We start from the raw sequence: 19,040 nt of genomic DNA on the forward strand, positions 1-19,040 counted from the left end.
GTCAGTCATTCATTGAATAGGGGCAAGACTTCACAGTGCGGTGAAATCGATTGCCTGATACATATCGGCGCCAATGCCGGCAAAACTCAGCAATGCCGGCAATTGCCCGGCAAAGCCCTGGAAACTGTGATCGCCGCCGGCCTGGATGCGCAGGGCACAGGCGCGGTAATACTGCTGGGCGAGGCGATAATCCAGCGTTTCGTCGCCGGTTTGCAACCAGACCTGATAGCGCTGCGCATCCTGCGGTGCCGGCACTTCCAGTTCGGCCAGCGCCGCGACGTGGTCGTGGGTCAAATCCCAGGGTTCATCGGTATACAGGTTTTTCTGCGGGCCCAGATAGCCGTCGAACATCCGGTGCGGGCTGACCGCCGGGTTGACCAGCAGGGCTTTCAGGCCATGGCGCTCGGCCAGGTGAGTCGCATAGTAGCCGCCGAGCGAACTTCCCACCAGCAGCGGCCGGCCCAGTTCGGCAATCGCTTGCTGCAACTGACCGATGGCTTCGCGCGGATGATGATGCAGGGCCGGTACTCGCAGTTGCTCGCTCAAACCCAGCCGCTCCATCACCGTTACCAGCTGACAGGCCTTCTTCGAGGCCGGTGCACTGTTGAAACCGTGGATATAGAGAATCGAACCGGACATGTGAGCTCCCTGGCTGTCGGCGAAAGATAGCGGAGTTTACAGGGAGAAGCGCCGGGATTGGGGGTGGGCTCGATAATTTGGTGTGACCGCAAGAGCCGCCCTCACCCTTGCCCTCTCCGGGAGGGAGAGGGGACTGAATGGCGGATATTCGAGAGCTACACCGACCTGAACGCTTTGCTGTGAATCCATAATCGCCACCGCTGTTTCCGGTCGACGTATAGCATCAGACACCTCGGTCGGCCCCCTCTGCCTCGGGGCGGTCCGACGTTTCGGGAGGGCTGGGCGGGCGGCGTTCCGATGAGGGGGCTTTTGATCATCGGCTCAGTAGCCGTTGGAACCGTAATCAACGGTGAAAGCAAAACCGCTGACCCGCTCGACACCCGTCTCCAACCGCCCATCCGGCAACAACCGCAACCAGCGATACCCCGGCGCCTGCTCCCCGACCTTGAAATCCACACTTCCCGGCTCGAACTGTATGCAGGTCGAAGGCGAGGCCAGCAAGCGCACGCCATTGCGCTCGCGGTCGATTTCCTGATGCACATGCCCCCACAACACTGCGCGCACCTGCGGAAAGCGATCCAGCACCTCGAAAAACGCCTCGGGGTTGCGCAAACCGATCGGCTCCATCCACGCGCAGCCGATCGAGACGGGATGATGGTGGAAGCACACCAGATGATGGCGCTCCGGCGCTTCGCTCAGCGTGCGGGCCAGCAGTTGCAATTGATCGTCCTGCAGATAGCCCGGCACCGATCCCGGCACGGCTGAGTCGAGCAGCGTCACCCGCCAGTTGCCGATATCGACCACCGGCTCGAGCAGCGTACTTTGCACCGCTGCCTGCGCCATGATCATCGGTTCATCGTGGTTGCCGGGGATCCAGCGCGCCGGGGCGTCGATCTGCGCGCTCATCTGGCGAAACTGTTGATAGGACTCCAGCGTGCCGTCCTGGGAAATATCGCCGGTGGCCAGCAGCAGATCGATCTGCGGCTGCTGCTCCAGCACCCGCTCAATGACCTTTTGCAGGCTCTCGCGGGTTTTCATGCCCAGCAGCGCACCGTCCGCTTCAGCGAACAGATGGCTGTCGGACAACTGCACCAGCAGTGCCGGATCGGCGGTGGTCAACGTGGATACGCTCGGCAAAGGCGTTCTCCCAAGGCAAAAGCACGGAATCGGTCAGGTGCCGCAATTATGCTGGGGGTTCAGGCAAAGAGGAAACCGGCGAACCGGACACAGTTCACAACTAGCGTACGACTTCGTACTCATGCCCCAACGCTAGGCAATGGCTCAGCCATTCCCCCAGGAACAGATTGAGCTGAGCCTTTTCATCCGGCTGGTACATCGAAGCATTCGGGTAAGGATAGATGCCGCGAAAGCGTCGTGCATGTTCGGCGCTGACCACTTCGGCCATGCGCGCATCGTGATAGACCTGCACTTCCAGTTGCGGCACCGGCAGCCAGGGCAGGCTGTGTTCCTGACGCACCTGCAACGTCGTGGTGTACGGGCAGGTCTGCAACACTTCAAGCGCGAGCACGCCGAGCATCTGCTCGCCCTGGGTGACGGCGATGCGCCGCGCCTCCGGTTCGCTGCGCATGTCCGGCAGTAATCGCATCAGGCGCGCGTAGTTGGCCTCGCAGGCGGCTTGCAGGCCCACGAGGTCGACTCGATAACGATCGCGCAGCTTGTTTACAACCATAACCCCCTCACTTCGGCGCGGTTCAGCGCCAGCCACTGCAAGGCGATGATGCTCGCCGCATTGGCAATGCGTCCGTCACGGACGGCCTGCAAGGCATCTTCAAAAGCCCAGACCGTGACGCGGATATCTTCTGCCTCTTCTTCCAGACCATGCAGGCCGCCCACACCCTCGGTGCTGCACCGCCCCAGGTACAAGTGCACGAATTCGTTGCTGCCACCCGGCGAGGGGAAATACTTGGTCATCGGCCACAGCGCCTTGATGTCCAGTCCAGCTTCCTCCTGCGCTTCGCGGTGAGCAACTTCTTCCGGCTGCTCGTCCTTGTCGATCAGACCGGCAACCAGTTCGACCAGCCACGGATTGTCGGCCTTGCCCATGGCGCCGACGCGAAACTGCTCGATCAGCACCACTTCGTCGCGCTGCGGATCGTAGGGCAGCACGCACACAGCGTCGTGGCGAACAAAAATTTCCCGGTTGATCTCGCGGCTCATGCCACCGGCGAACAGTTCATGGCGCAGGTGCACACGATCGAGCTTGTAGAAGCCCTCGTAGCATTTTTCGCGCCGCACGATATCGACGGCGGTCGGAATGGCATTGGCAAAATCGGTCATGAGCATCCTCTCTACTACAAGTCCATGACGAGGTTGCGCCGGGTGACCGGACGACCTCGACTTCGCGCCATCCTAACGCGCCCGCACCGTTTGATGCAGCCCCTTTACCGTCAGCGGGATGGACGGTGACGGCGAAACCCACTCTAATTAGCTTAGTGGCGAACTGACTGCTTCGTTGAGAGTCGAAGCGGTAACTTTTTTGCCTTCCCTGCTTTCGAAAGGACGCCCATGTCGCTTTTCAAAATTGCCTCTGTGGCCGCAATCGCCCTGACTCTGGGCGCCTGTGCCAGCCTGTTCCAGCCCAATTACCGCACACCGCTGGAAACCAAACGCGATGCCTCGGAACAGCTCAAACCCGGCTGCGCCAACCCTGAATGCCCGCTGGTGAACATCGATACGTTGCAGTTCCCGGACGAACCGGCACTGGACGGCATCATTGAAAAACGCCTGCTGCAGATGACCCGCACCGAGAAGAACGCCCCGGTCGCGCCGACACTGGCGGCTTATCGCGAACAGTTTCTGGCCAGCGCCGGCCCGCGCTACAGCAGCTACCTGCAAGCGAAAGTACGCGAGCAGCATGACGGCTTGGTGATCATCGAGCTGTCGAGCTACCTCGACACCGGCGGTGCTCATGGCACACCGGGTCGCGGTTTCATCAACTATTCGCGTCAGCAGCACAAGGTGTTGAACCTGTCCGACATGTTGCTGCCGGGCCAGGAAGAAGCTTTCTGGAAAGCTGCGCAGGTTGCGCACAACAGCTGGCTGATCAGCACCAAGCTCGATCAGGAGCCGGAATTCGTGGCGAACTGGCCGTTCGTAAAAACCCCGAACGTGGCGCTGACCTACGGCGGCGTGATCCTCAAGTACGACGTGACCACCATTGCGCCTTATGCACTGGGTCACGTCGAACTGAAGATTCCTTATCCGCGCCTGAACGGCATTCTCAAGCCTGAGCTGTTTCCCGGCCGCAACTAAAAGCCCGACCCAATATCAGCTGTAACAGCCCTGCCAGCACCAGCGCCGGCAGGGTTGCGCCGACATCCGGATACAGATTCGCCAGCAAGTGGTAAGTACTCACGCCACCCAGCCATGCCAGCAACGCCGGCCAGCGCAACGCGGCTGATGCTACCTGGGCACTGCGCTTGCGCAGGATGAAGTGATCCACCAGCACCACGCCGAACAGCGGCGCAAACACCGAGCCGATCAGCAAGAGGAAATTCTGGTACTGCGCCAACGGCGCCAGCAGTGCGATCAGCGTGCAGATCACGCCGATGGCCAAGGCCAGATGCTCGACTTTCAGGCGCAACAGAATCCCGCTCGATACCGCGGCCGAATGAATGTCGGCGAAGGCATTTTCCGACTCGTCCAGCAGAATCAGCAGCAGCGGAATGCCCAGCCCGGCGCCAGCCAGTGCCAGCAGCAGCGCGTTGACTTCACCGCTCGGCGCGAAAGCCAGGGTGTAGGCGACGCCGAGGCTCATCAGCCAGAAGTTGCCGATAAAGAAACCCACAGCGGTGCCACCGAAAACGTTCTTCGCGCGCTTGCCGAAACGTGAGTAATCGGCAATCAGCGGCAGCCACGACAGCGGCATGGCGATGGCAATGTCGAAGCCCACGGCGAACGGCATCGAACCATCACCGGCGCGCGCCCACAGTGCAGCCAGATCGGTTTTGGCTAACAGGTTCCAGGTCAGCCACAGACAGGCGGCGAGCAACAGCCAGATGCCCCACTTGCGCAGGATCTGCCGCACAAAGGTCAGCGGCCCACTGACCGCGAGCAAGGTCGCCAGCGCACCGAAAAACAGCGTCCACAGAATCGGATTGGCCCACAGCGAACCTTCGCTGAACGCGCGGGTGCCGAGCAGGCTGGCGGCGTCGCGCATGACAATGATTTCGAACGAGCCCCAACCGATCAGTTGCAGCAGATTGAGCAGCGCCGGCAGGCTCGCACCTTTGCTGCCGAGGCTGAGCTTCAGCGCCGCCATCGACGACAAGCCAGTGTCGCTGCCGATCACGCCGACGGCGGCCAGCAACAGCACACCGACCAGCGTGCCGAGAAAAATCGCCAGCAGCGAGCCGGACAGGCCCAGACCAGGCGCGAGCAAGGCACCGGTCTGCAAGACCATCAGGCCAATGCCGAGGGAGAACCACAGGGAAAACAGATCGCGACCGCCGAAGACACGCTTGTCAGCGGGTACCGCGAGGTCGGGAGAATAAGTGCCGGGTTGAATGCTCAAGGGTGCTGATCTCACAGGAGTGATAGCTACAAGTTGCAAGCCACAAGCTGCAAGAAAAAGCAGGTTTCGAATCTGCTTTTATCTTGCAGCTTGCAGCTTGCCGCTTACACTTTTTTATAAAGCTGACTGCCTTCTTGCTTGAACCGTTCGGCCTGTTCCGCCAGGCCTTTGGCGACATCCACGTCGACCGCGTCGATGCGCTGGTTGGCCGCATATTCGCGGACTTCCTGGGTGATCTTCATCGAGCAGAATTTCGGCCCGCACATCGAGCAGAAATGCGCGACCTTGGCCGAGTCCTTTGGCAGGGTTTCGTCGTGGTACGAACGCGCGGTGTCCGGGTCCAGGCCGAGGTTGAACTGGTCTTCCCAACGGAATTCGAAACGCGCCTTGCTCAAGGCGTTGTCGCGAATCTGCGCGCCCGGATGCCCTTTCGCGAGATCAGCAGCGTGCGCGGCGATCTTGTAAGTGATGATCCCGGTTTTCACGTCATCCTTGTTCGGCAGGCCCAGGTGTTCCTTTGGCGTCACGTAGCAGAGCATCGCGCAGCCGAACCAGCCGATCATCGCTGCACCGATACCGGAAGTAATGTGGTCGTAACCCGGAGCGATGTCGGTGGTCAGCGGGCCGAGGGTGTAGAACGGCGCCTCGTCGCAGCATTCGAGCTGCTTGTCCATGTTCTCTTTGATCAACTGCATCGGCACGTGACCCGGGCCTTCGATCATCGTTTGCACATCGTGCTTCCAGGCGATCTTGGTCAGCTCGCCGAGGGTTTCCAGTTCGCCGAATTGCGCAGCGTCGTTGGCGTCGGCGATCGAGCCCGGACGCAAGCCATCGCCCAGCGAAAAGCTGACATCGTAGGCTTTCATGATTTCGCAGATTTCTTCGAAATGCGTGTAGGCGAAGTTCTCCTTGTGGTGCGCCAGGCACCACTTGGCCATGATCGAACCGCCACGGGAAACGATGCCGGTCACGCGTTTGGCGGTCAGCGGCACATAGCGCAGCAACACACCGGCGTGGATGGTGAAGTAGTCGACGCCCTGCTCGGCCTGCTCGATCAGCGTGTCGCGGAACAGCTCCCAGGTCAGGTCTTCGGCCGCGCCGCCAACTTTTTCCAGCGCCTGATAGATAGGCACCGTGCCGATCGGCACTGGCGAGTTACGGATGATCCACTCGCGGGTTTCGTGAATGTGCTTGCCGGTGGACAAGTCCATGATGTTGTCCGCGCCCCAGCGAATGCCCCACGTCAGTTTCGCCACTTCTTCTTCGATGGACGAACCCAGAGCGCTGTTGCCGATATTGCCGTTGATCTTCACGAGGAAGTTACGGCCGATGATCATCGGTTCCAGTTCGGTGTGGTTGATGTTGGCCGGGATGATTGCGCGGCCCCGGGCGATCTCGTCACGCACGAATTCAGGGGTGATGATTTTCGGTACGCTGGCGCCGAAGCTGTGGCCCGGGTGTTGCTGATCCAGCAATCCGGCGGCGCGGGCTACTTCCAGCTTCATGTTTTCGCGGATGGCGACGAATTCCATCTCGGGCGTGATGATGCCCTGACGCGCGTAGTGCATCTGCGTGACATTGCCACCGGCCTTCGCGCGGCGCGGATTGTTGACGTGAGCGAAGCGCAGTTTGGTCAGTTCTGGATCGGCGAGGCGCTCGCGGCCGAAATTCGAACTCAGGCCCGGCAGGCGCTCGGTGTCGCCACGGTCGTCGATCCAGGCCGAACGCACATCGGCCAGACCTTTGCGCACATCGATGACCACGTTCGGATCGGTGTAGGGACCGGAGGTGTCGTAGACGGTGACCGGCGCGTTGATTTCGCCACCGAAGTCGGTCGGGGTCACGTCGAGGCTGATTTCGCGCATCGGCACGCGGATGTCCGGGCGCGAGCCCTGAACGTAGATTTTTTGCGAACGGGTGAACGGCTTGACCGATTGCTCGTCGACCTTGGCCGAGTCACTGAGGTTGATCGCGTTTTTTTCTTTTGTCGTCATCACGGACTCTCCAGACAGCATCCAGCAGTGGATTGTCGGAGCAGAACCTGAGAGGCACGGACGCACCAGAACCGGTGCTGTGCATTCGTCATGGGGCGTTCGATTGTCGAACAATTTCCCGGACGAAGCACAAGAGGACTCGCCGGGTGACGAGAAATCTTGTTCCCTACGCAGGCGCTAACCTGATCAGGTTCAACGGGATCCGAAATTATTCGATCTCAGCCTCATAGCAAGGCACCCCGACAAGAACCCGGCCAGTCTAGACACAACTGGCAAAGAACGCCAACACCGCGGCAAACGCCATGATCAATGGCATAAATACAGGAGCTCGGCCGATTGTTGTGAGGCGTTTGCGCAACTACACTCGCCTTGCTCTGCCCCGCCTTGACGCTGTGCAGGCCGCGCCTTACCTTTGGCGCCCGGATTATTTCCATAATATTAATGCTAGGGATCGCCTCATGCTGCGCAAACTCTCACTGGCTGTGGCCGTGTCTTGTGCGTCCAACGCAATGGTCTGGGCGGCCGAAGCGCCGTTGTCGACCAAAACCGATCTGGTCAGCGTCTATCAGGAAGCGGTCGACAACAACGCCGATCTGGCCGCCGCCCGCGCCCAGTACGGCGCGCAGAAAGAAGTGGTGCCACAGGCCCGCGCCGGCTTGCTGCCGAATCTGTCCGGTGGCGCCGAAGTCGCCGACGTGCGCACCTCGATCGACCAGCCTTCGGCGATTGCCAATCGCAGCGCTCATTCGTATCAGGCGACCCTTGCCCAACCGCTGTTCCGCGCCGATCGCTGGTTCCAGTATCAGGCCGCCAAGGACGTCAACGAGCAGGCCGCCCTGCAACTCTCGGCGACCGAACAGAACCTGATCCTGCAAACCGCCGAAAGCTATTTCAATGTGCTGCGCAGCCAGGACAACCTCGCCTCGACCAAGGCTGAAGAAGCCGCGTTCAAGCGTCAGCTCGATCAGTCCAACGAGCGCTTCGATGTCGGCCTGTCAGACAAGACCGACGTGCTGCAATCGCAAGCCAGTTACGACACCGCGCGGGCCAACCGCATCGTCGCGCAGCGTCAGGTCGATGATGCGTTCGAAGCGTTGATCACCCTGACCAACCGCCAGTACAACTCGATTCAGGGCATCGTCCACAGCCTGCCGATTCTGCCGCCGGCACCGAACGATGCGAAATCCTGGGTCGACACCGCGGCGCGGCAGAACCTGAATCTGCTCGCCAGCAACTACGCGGTCAGCTCCGCCGAACAAACCCTCAAGCAGCGCAAGGCCGGGCACTTGCCGACCCTCGATGCGGTGGCCAAATACGAAAAAGGCGATAACGACGCGTTGGGCTTCGCCAATCCGAATTCGTTTGGTGCGCCTTATGGTGGCAACGTCGAACAAAGCACCCTGGGCCTGCAACTGAGCATCCCGATCTACAGCGGCGGGCTGACCAGTTCGCAAGTGCGTCAGTCCTACGCACAACTCGATCAGAGCGAGCAGCAGCGCGAATCGCTGCGCCGTCAGGTGGTGGAAAACACCCGTAACCTGCACCGCGCGGTGAACACCGACGTCGAGCAGGTGCAGGCGCGCCGCCAGTCGATCATCTCCAACCAGAGCGCGGTGGAAGCCACGGAAATCGGTTACCAGGTCGGCACACGCAACATCGTCGACGTGCTCGACGCCCAGCGTCAGCTGTACACCTCGGTGCGCAACTACAACAACACCCGTTACGACTACATCCTCGACAACCTGCGCCTGAAACAGGCGGCGGGCACGTTGAACCCGGGGGATCTGCAAGACCTGCGGCGTTATCTGAAAGCCGATTACAACCCGGACAAGGATTTCCTGCCGCCGGATCTGGCCTCAGCGGCCGAGGCGCAATTGAAAGCCCGGCCGTGAAATGAAAAAAAGATCGTCCGAGGCATGCCCGGACGATCTTTTTTTATGCCCGACTTATTTGATCAGCCTGCCCAAACCCTCCAGCAGTCGCTGCAACGCACCCTGATTACGGCGCATCACCGCCAGCCCGGCCTCGGCCATGCGCTGCGCATCGCGCGGTAATTCGAACAAACGCTGCACCTCGACTGCCAGCCCTTCAGCATCGTCCACTTCGGCCAGTGCCCCGGCTTCGCGCAGTTGCGCGGCGATGTCGAGGAAGTTGAACAGGTGCGGACCGCTGATGACCGGTTTCGCCAGCGCTGCCGGCTCGAGCAGATTGTGCCCGCCGTTGGCGACCAGGCTGCCGCCCACAAACGCACTGTCGGCCAAGGCATAGAGAAACAGCAACTCGCCCATGGTGTCGCCGAGCAGCACGCTCGTCTGCGCATCGACAATGGTCCCGGTCGAGCGACGTACCGTGGCGAAACCTTCGCGCTGACACAGGTCGAACACCGAATCGAAACGTTCGGGGTGGCGTGGCACCAGAATCAACAATGCATCCGGATGATTGGCCAACAGGCGACAATGGGCGTCGAGCACCACTTCGTCCTCGCCTTCGTGGGTGCTCGCGGCGATCCACACTGGACGATCCTGCGCCTGCCACTGGCTACGCAATTCGGCGGCGCGTTGCAGCAGTTGCGGGTCGATGGTCAGGTCGAATTTGATCGAACCGGTGACTTCGACGGTTTCCGGCCGCGCGCCGAGATCGCGGAAGCGCTGGGCTTCGGCTTCGGTCTGCACCGCAAACAAACTCATTTCAGCGAGCATCGGCGCGGTCAGTTTGCTGAAGCGGCCGTAGCCTTTGGCCGAGCGCTGCGATAACCGGCCGTTGGCCAGCGCCACCGGAATTCGGCGCTTGGCACATTGGTGAATATGGTTGGGCCACAGCTCGGTTTCCATGATCACCGCGAGTTGTGGCTGGACGCGATCCAGAAAACGCGTCGCCGCGCAGGGCAAGTCATACGGCAGATAGCAATGCTGGATGCGCGGTTCGTTGGCGAACAGCGCCTGAATCCGTTCCGAACCGGTCGGCGTCATGCAGGTCACGGTGATCGGCAACTGCGGATAACGCTGCAGCAAGGCGCGGATCATCGGCGCGGCGGCAATGCTCTCGCCCACCGACACGGCGTGGACCCAGATGCCGCCGGGCTGCAGTGTCGGCATGTTGCACGAGAAACGTTCGCCAATCCGTTTGGCATAGGCCGGCGCCTTGCGTGCGCGCAGCCACAGCCGAATCGCCACCAATGGCAGCCCCAGGTAAAACAGCGCGGTGTAGAGAGTTCTATTCATGGCGGCGGAGTTTATCGGCTTTTGTCGCCGATCGCGCGCAAGTGTACGGCAAAACGTTCGGCCAGCCAGCGTGCGGCCGGGCCAAGCGGCTCGTCACGGCGCCAGACCAGTTCCACCACCAGCGCCGGCGGCGTCCATTCGCTGGCCAGTTCCACCATTTGCCCCTGATAAGCCGAGTACTGCACCACATGGCGCGGCAACCAGGCCCAGCCAAGGTTGCGCACCAGCCATTCGGACATCACATAGAAACTGTCGGCGCGCCACACTTGCGGGCTGGCCGCTTCGTTACCGGGGTAGACGCTGGTTTGCGTCGACATCAGCAACTGCCGGTGCTGCGCCAATTGCTGGCAGGTCACGTAAGCCTGCGCAGCCAACGGATGATGGATGCCGCATACGGTGACCATTTCCACGCTGCCGAGCACACGCCGTTCGAGCGCTTCGGGAATTTCATCGTGATAGAACAGCAGGCCAAGATCGGCGCGGCGCTCGACCAGTTTGTGCGCGACTTCACCTTGGGCGGCGCTGGTCAGTTGCACTTCGAGACTGGGAAACTGCTCGGCCAGCTCACCGAAACTTTCCACCAGCGCCTGATACGGCATCGCCTCATCCTGCGCCACGCGCAATTGCGCTTCCTGGCCGCGCAACATCGCCATGGCGCGGCCGTTCAGGCGTTCGCACTGGCGCAGCACTTCCCTCGCCTCTTCAAGCAAGGCCTCACCGGCTTCGGTAAGGGTTGGCTGACGCCCGCTGCTGCGTTCGAACAGGCTCACGCCCAAGTCGGCTTCAAGCATGGCGATTGTGCTGCTGATGGCTGATTGGGCCTTGCGCTGCTGACGCGCCACGGCGGAGAACGATCGCTGTTCCGCGACCTCTACAAATACGCGCAACTGGTCAAGATTCCATTGCATGTGGCTTACCAACCCATCTACAGAACAGATAGGTAATGACTTTACCCCATCTGGCGAATCCCTAGAATGCCGCCTCAGTGAGCAAAAAATTTTATCGAGGATTGAAACCATGAACGCCTACGCCTACCTCGCCATCGCAATCTGCGCCGAAGTGATCGCCACCGTGTCGATGAAAGCCGTCAAAGGCTTCAGCACGCCGCTGCCGCTGATCCTGGTCATCGTCGGCTATGCCATTGCGTTCTGGATGCTGACGCTGGTGGTGCGCACCGTCCCGGTCGGCGTGGCCTACGCAGTGTGGGCCGGCATGGGCATCGTGATGGTCAGCGTCGCGGCGCTGTTTCTCTACGGGCAGAAACTGGATATACCGGCGATGCTGGGGATGGCGCTGATCGTTCTGGGCGTAGTCGTCATCCAGCTGTTCTCCAAGACCGCCGGCCACTAAAAACAAAACACATCCCCCTGTAGGAGTGAGCCTGCTCGCGATAGCGGTCTACCATTCAACATTCATGTCGTCTGGTAGACCGCTATCGCGAGCAGGCTCACTCCTACAGGTATGCGTTCCCTCTGTTGATCATCGACAAATCCGCCCCTTTCCCGAGTCTGTATACTGCGCCCTCGTCTTGAACACTGAGGTCGCTGCATGCCATCCGTTATTTCCACCGACGTTCTGATTGTCGGCGCTGGTGTCGCCGGCCTCTGGCTGAACGCGCGTCTGCGCCGTCAGGGTTTTTCGACCGTGCTGGTGGAAAGTGCCAGCCTTGGCGGCGGGCAAAGCGTGAAGTCGCAGGGGATCATTCATGGCGGCGCCAAATACGCCCTGCACGGCGCGTTGACCGGGGCGTCGGAAGCGATCGCCGACATGCCGCGGCGCTGGCGCGAAGCCCTGGCCGGCAGCGGCGAGCTGGACCTGACCGGCGTGCGCCTGCTGTCCGAAGCTCATTATCTGTGGTCGCCGGGTACTCTCGCCGGCAACCTCACCAGTTTCTTCGCCAGCAAAGCCGTGCGTGGCCGCGTCGATCAGGTCAAGGGCGACGAGCTGCCGCCGGCCCTGCAAGACAAGCGCTTCAAAGGCAAGGTCTACCGTCTTGCCGAACTGGTAGTCGACGTGCCGAGCCTGATTCAGCGGCTGGCCGACCTGGCCGGCGATGGCTTGCTCGCCGGGCAGACCATCGAGCCGCTGCTGGAGGATGGCGTACTGGTCGGCCTGACGGTCGATGGTCGCGCCATCCGCGCGCAACGCATCGTCCTCAGCGCCGGCGCCGGCACTGCACAGTTGCTCGAAGCGCTCGGCCTCAGCCAACCGGCGATGCAACGGCGGCCGCTGCACATGATCCTCGCCAAAGGTCCGGGCCTGAAACCGCTGTACGCCCACTGCCTCGGCGGCGGCACCAAACCACGCATTACCGTGACCACCCACCCGGCCGCTGATGGCCAATGGGTCTGGTACATGGGCGGCGACATTGCCGAGAGCGAAGGCGTGCATCGCGAGCCGGCCGAGCAGATCGCCACCGCGCAAAAGGAAATCGCTCAGTTGCTGCCATGGATCGACCTCAGCACCACGCAATGGGCGACCCTGCGCGTCGACCGCGCCGAGCCGCTGCAGACCGGGCTGACCCGGCCGGACAATGCGTTTCTCGCCGAGCAGGGCCGCTTGCTGGTCGGCTGGCCGACCAAACTGGCGCTGGCGCCGGATTTTGCCGATCGCGTCATCGCCGCACTGGAGCGCGACGGTATTGCGCCGCAAGCCACAGAGCCATTGCCACCACTGCCAAAACCGCCGCTGGGCGTTCCGGCCTGGGAGCAACTGCTGCCATGACCATCGCCACCCTGCATGATTTTCATCGCCCATTGGGCAGCCTGGGCCTGACGGTTTCGCCGCTGGGTCTGGGCACGGTCAAACTCGGTCGCGATCAAGGGGTGAAATACCCCAACGGTTTTCAGATTCCCGACGACGACGCCGCGCGCATGCTGCTGCGTCAGGCCCGCGAGCTCGGCATTAACCTGATCGACACCGCCCCGGCCTATGGCCGCAGCGAAGAACGCCTCGGCCCGTTGCTGCGCGGCCAGCGCCAGGACTGGGTGATCGTCAGCAAGGTCGGCGAGGAGTTTGCCGACGGCCTGTCGCGCCACGATTTCAGCGCAGCGCACACGCGAATGTCGGTGGAACGCAGCCTGCAACGTCTGGAAACCGATTTTATCGACCTGGTGCTGGTGCACTCCGACGGCAACGATCTGGCAATCCTTGAACGCGAAGACGTTTACGCGACACTCGCGGCGCTCAAGGGCGAGGGCAAGATTCGCGGCTTCGGCTTTTCCGGCAAAACCGTCGAGGGCGGTCTCAAGGCACTTGAGCAAGGCGATTGCGCGATGGTCACCTACAATCTGAACGAACAAAACGAGAAGGCAGTCATTGACTATGCTGCTGCCCACGGCAAAGCCATTCTGGTGAAAAAAGCCCTGGCCAGCGGTCACGTCTGTCTGAGTCCGGGCGTGGATCCGGTGCGGGCCAGCTTCGAGTTGCTGTTCGCGCAAGCTGGCGTCGCCAGTGCTATTGTCGGCACGATCAATCCGCTGCACCTCGCCCACAACGTTGCGACCGTTGCCCAGGTCCTTCGTGGTCACTGACGCCGCCCCGCGGCCTTAAGCAGGAGCCGATATGCCGCGCACGCTGATCCGCAAGAACCCGAGCAACTTCAAGACCCTGCCGCTGTTCGTCGAAGCCACTGCCGAAGGCCTGAGCTACCAGAGCGTGGGCATGCCGCTGAACTTCGCGCAGACCCTGCAGCGACGCAAGCCGGTGAGCGTGGCCGATGCCGAGCACTTCTCGCTGGAACTGGCCAACCTCGGCGTCTCGGTGCGCCTGACCCTGCACTGGCAGAATCGCGATTACTGGGTGTTGGTGCGCCAGCGCCGGCAGGATCGCGGCGACGTGGTGCTGAAGTTGATTTCCGGTTACGTGCCGGCCCACGAATTGAACATTCCGCTGCACACAGCGATTCAGGAAATTGCCGAAGAATGCCTGCTGGAGACGCCGGAAGGCTGGCTCGGCGGACGCTTCAATGACACCTGGCTGCCGGCACCCTACTCGGCAGCCCTGCATTATCGCGAAGCACTGCCGTTTCGCCTGACGCCGCTGTCCGGCTCGGCACGGCCGGTGCGTTGCGCCAGTCTGCAATTGCTCGAGCGTCCGCGGGCCTATGTGCACCTGCCGACCGCTTCCCTGCAATTGATCTACGACTTGCGCCTGGACGTGCCCAAGGAAGCCAAGTCCCTGAGTCTGTTCCACGTCGATGAGCGGCTGGAAGGTGACCAACTGGTGGCCCGCCTCGATCGCAAGCGCCCCGACCTGTACCTGATGCCACTCAAGGACGGCGCGCCAGTGGCCGAGTTGTACACGCTCAAGCGCGACAAACTTGTCCCGGCCAGCACCCGCGGTCTGTATCTGGCCGAAAGCTTCGCCACTCAGCAAGGCTGGGTGGTGCGCGAGGAGCGGATTCGCTGGAAGGACTGGCTGGTGCAACAAGGTCTGCAACCGGCCAAAGCCCCGCGTTCGGGGCTCAAGCAATTGAGCATCAAGGCGCTGCGGCTGGTGGGCCTGGGCAAAAAGAAACCGGCCAAGTCATGAGCTAACGCCGACGATCGAACCAGGTGCGCAGCGTGGCGAAGAAATGGAAGTAACGGTTCTCACGCTTGCCCATGCCACGCTTGGGCGAGAACGATTCTTCGGCGAAGGCACCGGTAATACGCACGCGTGACGCCTGGGTCGGCAATGTGCAGATTTTTGCATCTGCCTGTTGCAGCGCGTATTTGAGCAAGCGCTCGGAGTGTAGCTTTCTGCCGGTCGCCTGGCAGAAGTCGAAGATGCGTTCGATGCGCTTGCCATACGCGACGTAAGTATCGCGTCCGCATACCGCAAACCGATCATTCAGCCCGCCCCACCACTGCCAGTCCGGAATATAGGCGTGATGCCGACGAGCCTGAGCATGATTGAACACGTAGCCGGGCAACGCCGTGTGGAAGAAGTTGTCCGGGCGCACGTACACCACGAAATCCGGAGCGAAGGCCTCGATTATCGTGGTGACGGTGTGCAGCGAATTGAGCTGGTAAATCAGATTGCGCAGCGACGCATAGTCATCGGCCCAGGTGTCACCGAGTGACTTGACCCGTTCAAAACCCCAGCGCTCCAGCACGCCTTCGGTCGAGGTCAGCGTGCCGGTCATCGCCTCGAAAGGCTGGTAGTTGTCAGCCGTCAGCGCGCCTTTTTCACCGGAGCGCGCATTCTGCACCTCATCGACCTTGTACAGATGGTAGAAGCACTGCACCTCGCTGCCTGCCGGCAACTGCGCCAGGACATTCTTTTCAATGGAGGGAAAGCAGATCGGCGAATTTCTCGGGATCCCGAAAAAAGCCACGGCGATTTTCAACACTCATCAGCACCTTTTGATAGTCGTTCGGGCCTGCCGGCATCCGGATAAACGATGTCGCTTACTTTCGTCGAAACAGCTTTTGCCACCAGCGCTGCGGTTGCAGCGCTATGGCAATGATATTCGATTGGCGTAGCCAGTCGCGCTCGTAGTCCCAGGCGTGCCCACCCCAGAGTTTCCCGGCTTCGTTGGAAAAGCCCAGGGTCAACACCTGATAGCTATAGCCGGCCTCACCGCGCAGCCAGTCGAACAGCACCAGCGTATTGAAACCGGTGGATGGCCCGACATAGCGTTTGCCGCCCGGACGGTCAACCGGGTAATTCCAAAGAGGCGGCAGCGGGATGCGGTCCCAGTACATGGCCACGCGCGGCATCGGGCACATCGGCGCGGCGCAGCCCACCAGCATGCTGAAACAGCGTTCGCCCGAGCGTTCGAACATTTGCTGTACGTGAGGCCCGTAGGGCAGCCCGAAAAAGTAGGCGTCCGGCGCGTTGTAACCGTGCACGAAGACGTTGACGCTTTGCTCGTTGAGCAACGCTGCCTTGATACAGGTATTGAAGCTGACCACAACGTCATCGGCGCCAAGGTTCAGCGCCTGAAAGTCCGCTGCGGTGATGGCCGGGTTATTGGCAATCAGCACCACCCGCGCCGCACGACTGAGGCAGTCGCGCAGCTCTGCCGGCAATGCCTCGAACACCGCTTGATCGCCACCGGGCAGCGCATCCAGCGCCATGGGTTGATCCTTCATTTCAGACCGGCACCTTCATCCCGTAACGCACTTTCACCCACCATTGCGTGAATGCCGACGGTGGCTGCCATGGGCGCATTTCGCGCTGGATTTCTGCCGCCAGGGCTTGCCCGACACGGGCAAACGAATAGCGGCTCTCGGCAAACGCCTGGCCATTGCGGGCAATGCGCTCGGCCAGCTCGGGATCGCTCTGCAGCAGCTTGATCTTCTCCACCGCTTCTTCTTCGCTGCGATAGAACACGGTGTTGTGCATGTCTTCGAAACCGAGCAAGCGGTCTTCTTCACCCTGGCTCCAGGCCAGCAGCACACAGCCGCAGGCCATGGCCTCGAAGTTCTTGATCATGAACTCGTTCATGCCGATGTCGGCGCTGACAAAAATGCGGATGCGGTTAAGCGTTTGCAGGTATTCCTCACCGGACTTCGTCCGGGTCACCAGCATTCCGGTCCGCCGCGAAAGCGACTCGAGCATGGCCTTGCGCTCGGCGTACTCGGTGCTTTTCAGGCTGCCGAGAAAACCGATGGGAATGTCGCGCTCGACGCCGGTGTTGTGCAGCATCTGCTCGTCATAACCCTTTGAGACGAACACCGTATCGATGCCCTCGGCGAGCATCTTGCGTGCGACCACCGCCCCGGAGACCAGTGCCCGGCAACTCGGCAACCGCCGGTACAACCGCGAATACACGCCACGGTATTTACTCGCCGGCATGTAGTTCTGATAAGCGTCGTGTTCAAGGAAAACCAGCCCCGGAATGCACTTGAGCACCCGCAACTGCGGGGCCAGGCGCTTGACGCGGGAGAAAATCACCACACGATCGAAGGTCTGATAATCCACCGAGGCCAGAAACGGCCCCAGGTTCATCTGCTGCTGTTTGGTCAAACGATGGATAACGCATTCATCACAGTTCTGCTGCACGATGTCGTAGAGCCGGTCGAGAATGACCCGCTGTTCGTCCATCACCAGGAGCATGACTTTCATAAGTTAATGTCCACGCGACATTGGCAGGCAAGCGCAGCGGATTCAAACCTGCCAACTTCAACGGAAACGGTGAGATCCCCAAGGCAAAATCCGTTCACACGCAGTACACAACGGTAAGATTCATCTGATCAGCGACTGCGGATCTTCTCGACAATCGCCGTCGTCGAGCTGTTTTCCACCAGTCCCAACACCTTCACGGTGCCGCCGTAAGCGCTGACGATATCGGCGCCGACCACCTGATCGATGCCGTAATCGCCCCCCTTGACCAGCACGTCCGGCTTGACCTCGCGCAGCAGGTTTTCCGGAGTGCCTTCAGAGAAGCTGATCACCCAGTCCACCGCACCCAGCCCGGCGAGCACCGCCATGCGCCGGTCCACGCTGTTGATCGGTCGGCCCGGCCCTTTCAGGCGGCTGACCGAGGCATCGTCGTTGACTGCGACGATCAAGCGATCGCCTTGCGCCCGCGCCTGCTCCAGATAGGTCACATGCCCGGCGTGCAGAATGTCGAAGCAGCCGTTGGTGAACACGATTGTCTCGTTGTGCGCGCGAGCATCGGCCACTGCCAGCAGCAATTGCTCCAGGCCCAGCACACCGCGCTCGGAACCTTCTTCACGCTGAATGGCGCGACGCAGTTCCGGGGCACTGATGGCGGCCGTACCGAGCTTGCCGACCACGATGCCGGCGGCCAGATTGGCCAGTGCGACCGCATGGGGCAGGTCTTCACCGGCGGCAATCGCTGCGGCCAGGGTGGAAATCACCGTGTCACCGGCACCGGTGACGTCGAAGACTTCGCGGGCTCGCGCCGGCAGGTGCAGCGCCGGTTGGTCCGGGCGCAGCAGGGTCATGCCGTGCTCGCCGCGGGTCACCAGCAACGCCCCGAGTTCGAGCTCGTGCATCAACGTGGCGCCCTTGCTCACCAGCTCATGCTCATCGACGCAGCCGCCGACGATGGCTTCGAATTCACTGAGATTGGGAGTGATCAGGCTGGCGCCACGATAGATGGAGAAATCCTTGCCTTTCGGATCGGCCAGCACCGGGATGTTCTTGGCGCGGGCGGCCTGGATCAGCGCCTGATGATTTTTCAGCGCGCCTTTGCCGTAGTCGGAAAGGACCAGCACCTTGATGCCTTCGAGCAAGTCATCGACCTGCGAGCCGAGGGCTAAAGCATCGGTGGCGAACGGCTCTTCGAAATCGATACGCAGCAATTGCTGGTGCCGGCTCATGACCCGCAGTTTGACGATGGTCGGCTGGTGCGCAATGCGCTGGAACAAGGCGCGTACGCCCGCACCCTTGAGACTGTTGCTCAGGCTGTCGGCGGCTTCGTCGTCGCCGGTCACACCGACCAGCGACGCCGGCGCACCCAGCGCGGCAATGTTCAGGGCAACGTTGGCGGCACCGCCCGGGCGGTCTTCGATTTGTTCGACCTTGACCACCGGCACCGGCGCCTCAGGGGAAATCCGTGAGGTTCCGCCATGCCAGTAGCGGTCGAGCATGACATCGCCGACTACCAAGACCGGGGCTTGATCGAAACGCGGCATGGACAACTTCATGGAGCAACCCACATACAAAATGAACAGGGGCGCGATATTACCACAG

The 19,040-nt window shown here is 61.3% G+C and carries 18 protein-coding genes and 1 riboswitch; of the genes, 6 read left to right on the plus strand and 12 right to left on the minus strand.

Annotation, left to right across the window (positions count from 1 at the left end):
• Positions 1-30: 30 nt before the first annotated feature.
• The 4 genes from J3P93_RS25030 to J3P93_RS25045 all read right to left on the minus strand — a co-directional run bounded on the left by J3P93_RS25030 (position 31) and on the right by J3P93_RS25045 (position 2,937).
• Positions 31-639: a YqiA/YcfP family alpha/beta fold hydrolase gene (locus J3P93_RS25030; RefSeq protein ID WP_434593002.1), complete on the minus strand. Its 609-nt coding sequence runs from the start codon at positions 637-639 to the stop codon at positions 31-33.
• A 321-nt stretch (positions 640-960) separates the two neighbouring features.
• A complete protein-coding gene (gene cpdA / locus J3P93_RS25035; protein WP_434593005.1) occupies positions 961-1,776 on the minus strand; it encodes a 3',5'-cyclic-AMP phosphodiesterase in 816 nt (271 codons plus the stop codon).
• A 100-nt stretch (positions 1,777-1,876) separates the two neighbouring features.
• Entirely contained in the window at positions 1,877-2,329 is a 453-nt protein-coding gene (locus J3P93_RS25040; protein ID WP_090280686.1) for a DUF1249 domain-containing protein, read from the minus strand.
• Positions 2,320-2,937, minus strand: a complete 618-nt coding sequence (locus tag J3P93_RS25045; RefSeq protein ID WP_093105471.1) for an NUDIX domain-containing protein — start codon at positions 2,935-2,937, stop codon at positions 2,320-2,322. The genes J3P93_RS25040 and J3P93_RS25045 overlap by 10 nt, the downstream gene beginning before the upstream one ends.
• A gap of 228 nt (positions 2,938-3,165) precedes the next feature.
• Between J3P93_RS25045 and J3P93_RS25050 the strand changes: the two genes are divergently transcribed.
• A complete protein-coding gene (locus tag J3P93_RS25050) occupies positions 3,166-3,912 on the plus strand; it encodes an RsiV family protein (protein ID WP_203420480.1) in 747 nt (248 codons plus the stop codon).
• Here J3P93_RS25050 and cytX read toward each other — a convergent pair.
• A complete protein-coding gene (gene cytX, locus J3P93_RS25055) occupies positions 3,881-5,173 on the minus strand; it encodes a putative hydroxymethylpyrimidine transporter CytX (protein WP_434593009.1) in 1,293 nt (430 codons plus the stop codon). The two genes, J3P93_RS25050 and cytX, sit on opposite strands and share 32 nt — an antisense overlap.
• Before the next feature lie 104 nt (positions 5,174-5,277).
• Positions 5,278-7,167 carry a phosphomethylpyrimidine synthase ThiC gene (gene thiC, locus J3P93_RS25060; RefSeq protein ID WP_434593010.1) on the minus strand — a complete coding sequence of 630 codons (1,890 nt, stop codon included), beginning with the start codon at positions 7,165-7,167 and terminating at the stop codon, positions 5,278-5,280.
• A 146-nt stretch (positions 7,168-7,313) separates the two neighbouring features.
• Positions 7,314-7,419: riboswitch (TPP riboswitch) on the minus strand.
• Between the two features lie 206 nt (positions 7,420-7,625).
• On the opposite strand from thiC, the gene J3P93_RS25065 reads away from it, so the two are divergent.
• Positions 7,626-9,059 carry a TolC family outer membrane protein gene (locus tag J3P93_RS25065; RefSeq protein ID WP_434593012.1) on the plus strand — a complete coding sequence of 478 codons (1,434 nt, stop codon included), beginning with the start codon at positions 7,626-7,628 and terminating at the stop codon, positions 9,057-9,059.
• 54 nt (positions 9,060-9,113) lie between these two features.
• On the opposite strand, the gene waaA is transcribed toward J3P93_RS25065, so the two are convergent.
• The gene (gene waaA / locus J3P93_RS25070) at positions 9,114-10,388 is read right to left on the minus strand and encodes a lipid IV(A) 3-deoxy-D-manno-octulosonic acid transferase (protein WP_434593014.1); all 1,275 of its coding nucleotides are present in this window, start codon (positions 10,386-10,388) and stop codon (positions 9,114-9,116) included.
• 11 nt (positions 10,389-10,399) lie between these two features.
• The gene (locus J3P93_RS25075; protein WP_434593016.1) at positions 10,400-11,296 is read right to left on the minus strand and encodes a LysR family transcriptional regulator; all 897 of its coding nucleotides are present in this window, start codon (positions 11,294-11,296) and stop codon (positions 10,400-10,402) included.
• A 109-nt stretch (positions 11,297-11,405) separates the two neighbouring features.
• Between J3P93_RS25075 and J3P93_RS25080 the strand changes: the two genes are divergently transcribed.
• The 4 genes from J3P93_RS25080 to J3P93_RS25095 all read left to right on the plus strand — a co-directional run bounded on the left by J3P93_RS25080 (position 11,406) and on the right by J3P93_RS25095 (position 14,921).
• On the plus strand, positions 11,406-11,738 hold the full coding sequence (locus J3P93_RS25080; protein WP_093105494.1) for a DMT family transporter: 333 nt from the start codon (positions 11,406-11,408) through the stop codon (positions 11,736-11,738).
• A 198-nt stretch (positions 11,739-11,936) separates the two neighbouring features.
• The gene (locus tag J3P93_RS25085; protein WP_434593018.1) at positions 11,937-13,112 is read left to right on the plus strand and encodes an NAD(P)/FAD-dependent oxidoreductase; all 1,176 of its coding nucleotides are present in this window, start codon (positions 11,937-11,939) and stop codon (positions 13,110-13,112) included.
• Positions 13,109-13,921, plus strand: a complete 813-nt coding sequence (locus tag J3P93_RS25090) for an aldo/keto reductase (protein ID WP_434593021.1) — start codon at positions 13,109-13,111, stop codon at positions 13,919-13,921. Before J3P93_RS25085 ends, J3P93_RS25090 begins: the two co-directional genes overlap by 4 nt.
• A gap of 31 nt (positions 13,922-13,952) precedes the next feature.
• Entirely contained in the window at positions 13,953-14,921 is a 969-nt protein-coding gene (locus J3P93_RS25095) for a metal ABC transporter ATPase (protein WP_090280655.1), read from the plus strand.
• Position 14,922: 1 nt separating this feature from the next.
• Here J3P93_RS25095 and J3P93_RS25100 read toward each other — a convergent pair whose 3' ends face one another.
• From J3P93_RS25100 to hldE, 4 genes are all read right to left on the minus strand, one after another.
• Entirely contained in the window at positions 14,923-15,723 is an 801-nt protein-coding gene (locus J3P93_RS25100) for a hypothetical protein (RefSeq protein WP_434593024.1), read from the minus strand.
• A gap of 58 nt (positions 15,724-15,781) precedes the next feature.
• Positions 15,782-16,468, minus strand: a complete 687-nt coding sequence (locus tag J3P93_RS25105; RefSeq protein ID WP_434593027.1) for a hypothetical protein — start codon at positions 16,466-16,468, stop codon at positions 15,782-15,784.
• A 1-nt stretch (position 16,469) separates the two neighbouring features.
• Positions 16,470-17,444 carry a glycosyltransferase family protein gene (locus J3P93_RS25110; protein WP_434593029.1) on the minus strand — a complete coding sequence of 325 codons (975 nt, stop codon included), beginning with the start codon at positions 17,442-17,444 and terminating at the stop codon, positions 16,470-16,472.
• Between the two features lie 128 nt (positions 17,445-17,572).
• On the minus strand, positions 17,573-18,994 hold the full coding sequence (hldE, locus tag J3P93_RS25115) for a bifunctional D-glycero-beta-D-manno-heptose-7-phosphate kinase/D-glycero-beta-D-manno-heptose 1-phosphate adenylyltransferase HldE (protein ID WP_434593031.1): 1,422 nt from the start codon (positions 18,992-18,994) through the stop codon (positions 17,573-17,575).
• Positions 18,995-19,040 lie beyond the last annotated feature (46 nt).

Origin of the sequence: Pseudomonas sp. R3-57 (genome assembly GCF_051132065.1) — a bacterium.
GTDB lineage: Bacteria > Pseudomonadota > Gammaproteobacteria > Pseudomonadales > Pseudomonadaceae > Aquipseudomonas.

Excerpts from the sequence above, each read along its gene's own strand:
- J3P93_RS25030 (WP_434593002.1), bottom strand. The coding sequence starts at position 639 with ATGTCCGGTTCGATTCTCTATATCCACGGTTTCAACAGTGCACCGGCC.
- J3P93_RS25040 (WP_090280686.1), bottom strand. The coding sequence starts at position 2,329 with ATGGTTGTAAACAAGCTGCGCGATCGTTATCGAGTCGACCTCGTGGGC.
- J3P93_RS25045 (WP_093105471.1), bottom strand. The coding sequence starts at position 2,937 with ATGACCGATTTTGCCAATGCCATTCCGACCGCCGTCGATATCGTGCGG.
- J3P93_RS25050 (WP_203420480.1), top strand. The coding sequence starts at position 3,166 with ATGTCGCTTTTCAAAATTGCCTCTGTGGCCGCAATCGCCCTGACTCTG.
- thiC (WP_434593010.1), bottom strand. The coding sequence starts at position 7,167 with ATGACGACAAAAGAAAAAAACGCGATCAACCTCAGTGACTCGGCCAAG.
- J3P93_RS25065 (WP_434593012.1), top strand. The coding sequence starts at position 7,626 with ATGCTGCGCAAACTCTCACTGGCTGTGGCCGTGTCTTGTGCGTCCAAC.
- waaA (WP_434593014.1), bottom strand. The coding sequence starts at position 10,388 with ATGAATAGAACTCTCTACACCGCGCTGTTTTACCTGGGGCTGCCATTG.
- J3P93_RS25075 (WP_434593016.1), bottom strand. The coding sequence starts at position 11,296 with ATGCAATGGAATCTTGACCAGTTGCGCGTATTTGTAGAGGTCGCGGAA.
- J3P93_RS25080 (WP_093105494.1), top strand. The coding sequence starts at position 11,406 with ATGAACGCCTACGCCTACCTCGCCATCGCAATCTGCGCCGAAGTGATC.
- J3P93_RS25085 (WP_434593018.1), top strand. The coding sequence starts at position 11,937 with ATGCCATCCGTTATTTCCACCGACGTTCTGATTGTCGGCGCTGGTGTC.
- J3P93_RS25090 (WP_434593021.1), top strand. The coding sequence starts at position 13,109 with ATGACCATCGCCACCCTGCATGATTTTCATCGCCCATTGGGCAGCCTG.
- J3P93_RS25095 (WP_090280655.1), top strand. The coding sequence starts at position 13,953 with ATGCCGCGCACGCTGATCCGCAAGAACCCGAGCAACTTCAAGACCCTG.
- J3P93_RS25105 (WP_434593027.1), bottom strand. The coding sequence starts at position 16,468 with ATGAAGGATCAACCCATGGCGCTGGATGCGCTGCCCGGTGGCGATCAA.
- J3P93_RS25110 (WP_434593029.1), bottom strand. The coding sequence starts at position 17,444 with ATGAAAGTCATGCTCCTGGTGATGGACGAACAGCGGGTCATTCTCGAC.
- hldE (WP_434593031.1), bottom strand. The coding sequence starts at position 18,994 with ATGAAGTTGTCCATGCCGCGTTTCGATCAAGCCCCGGTCTTGGTAGTC.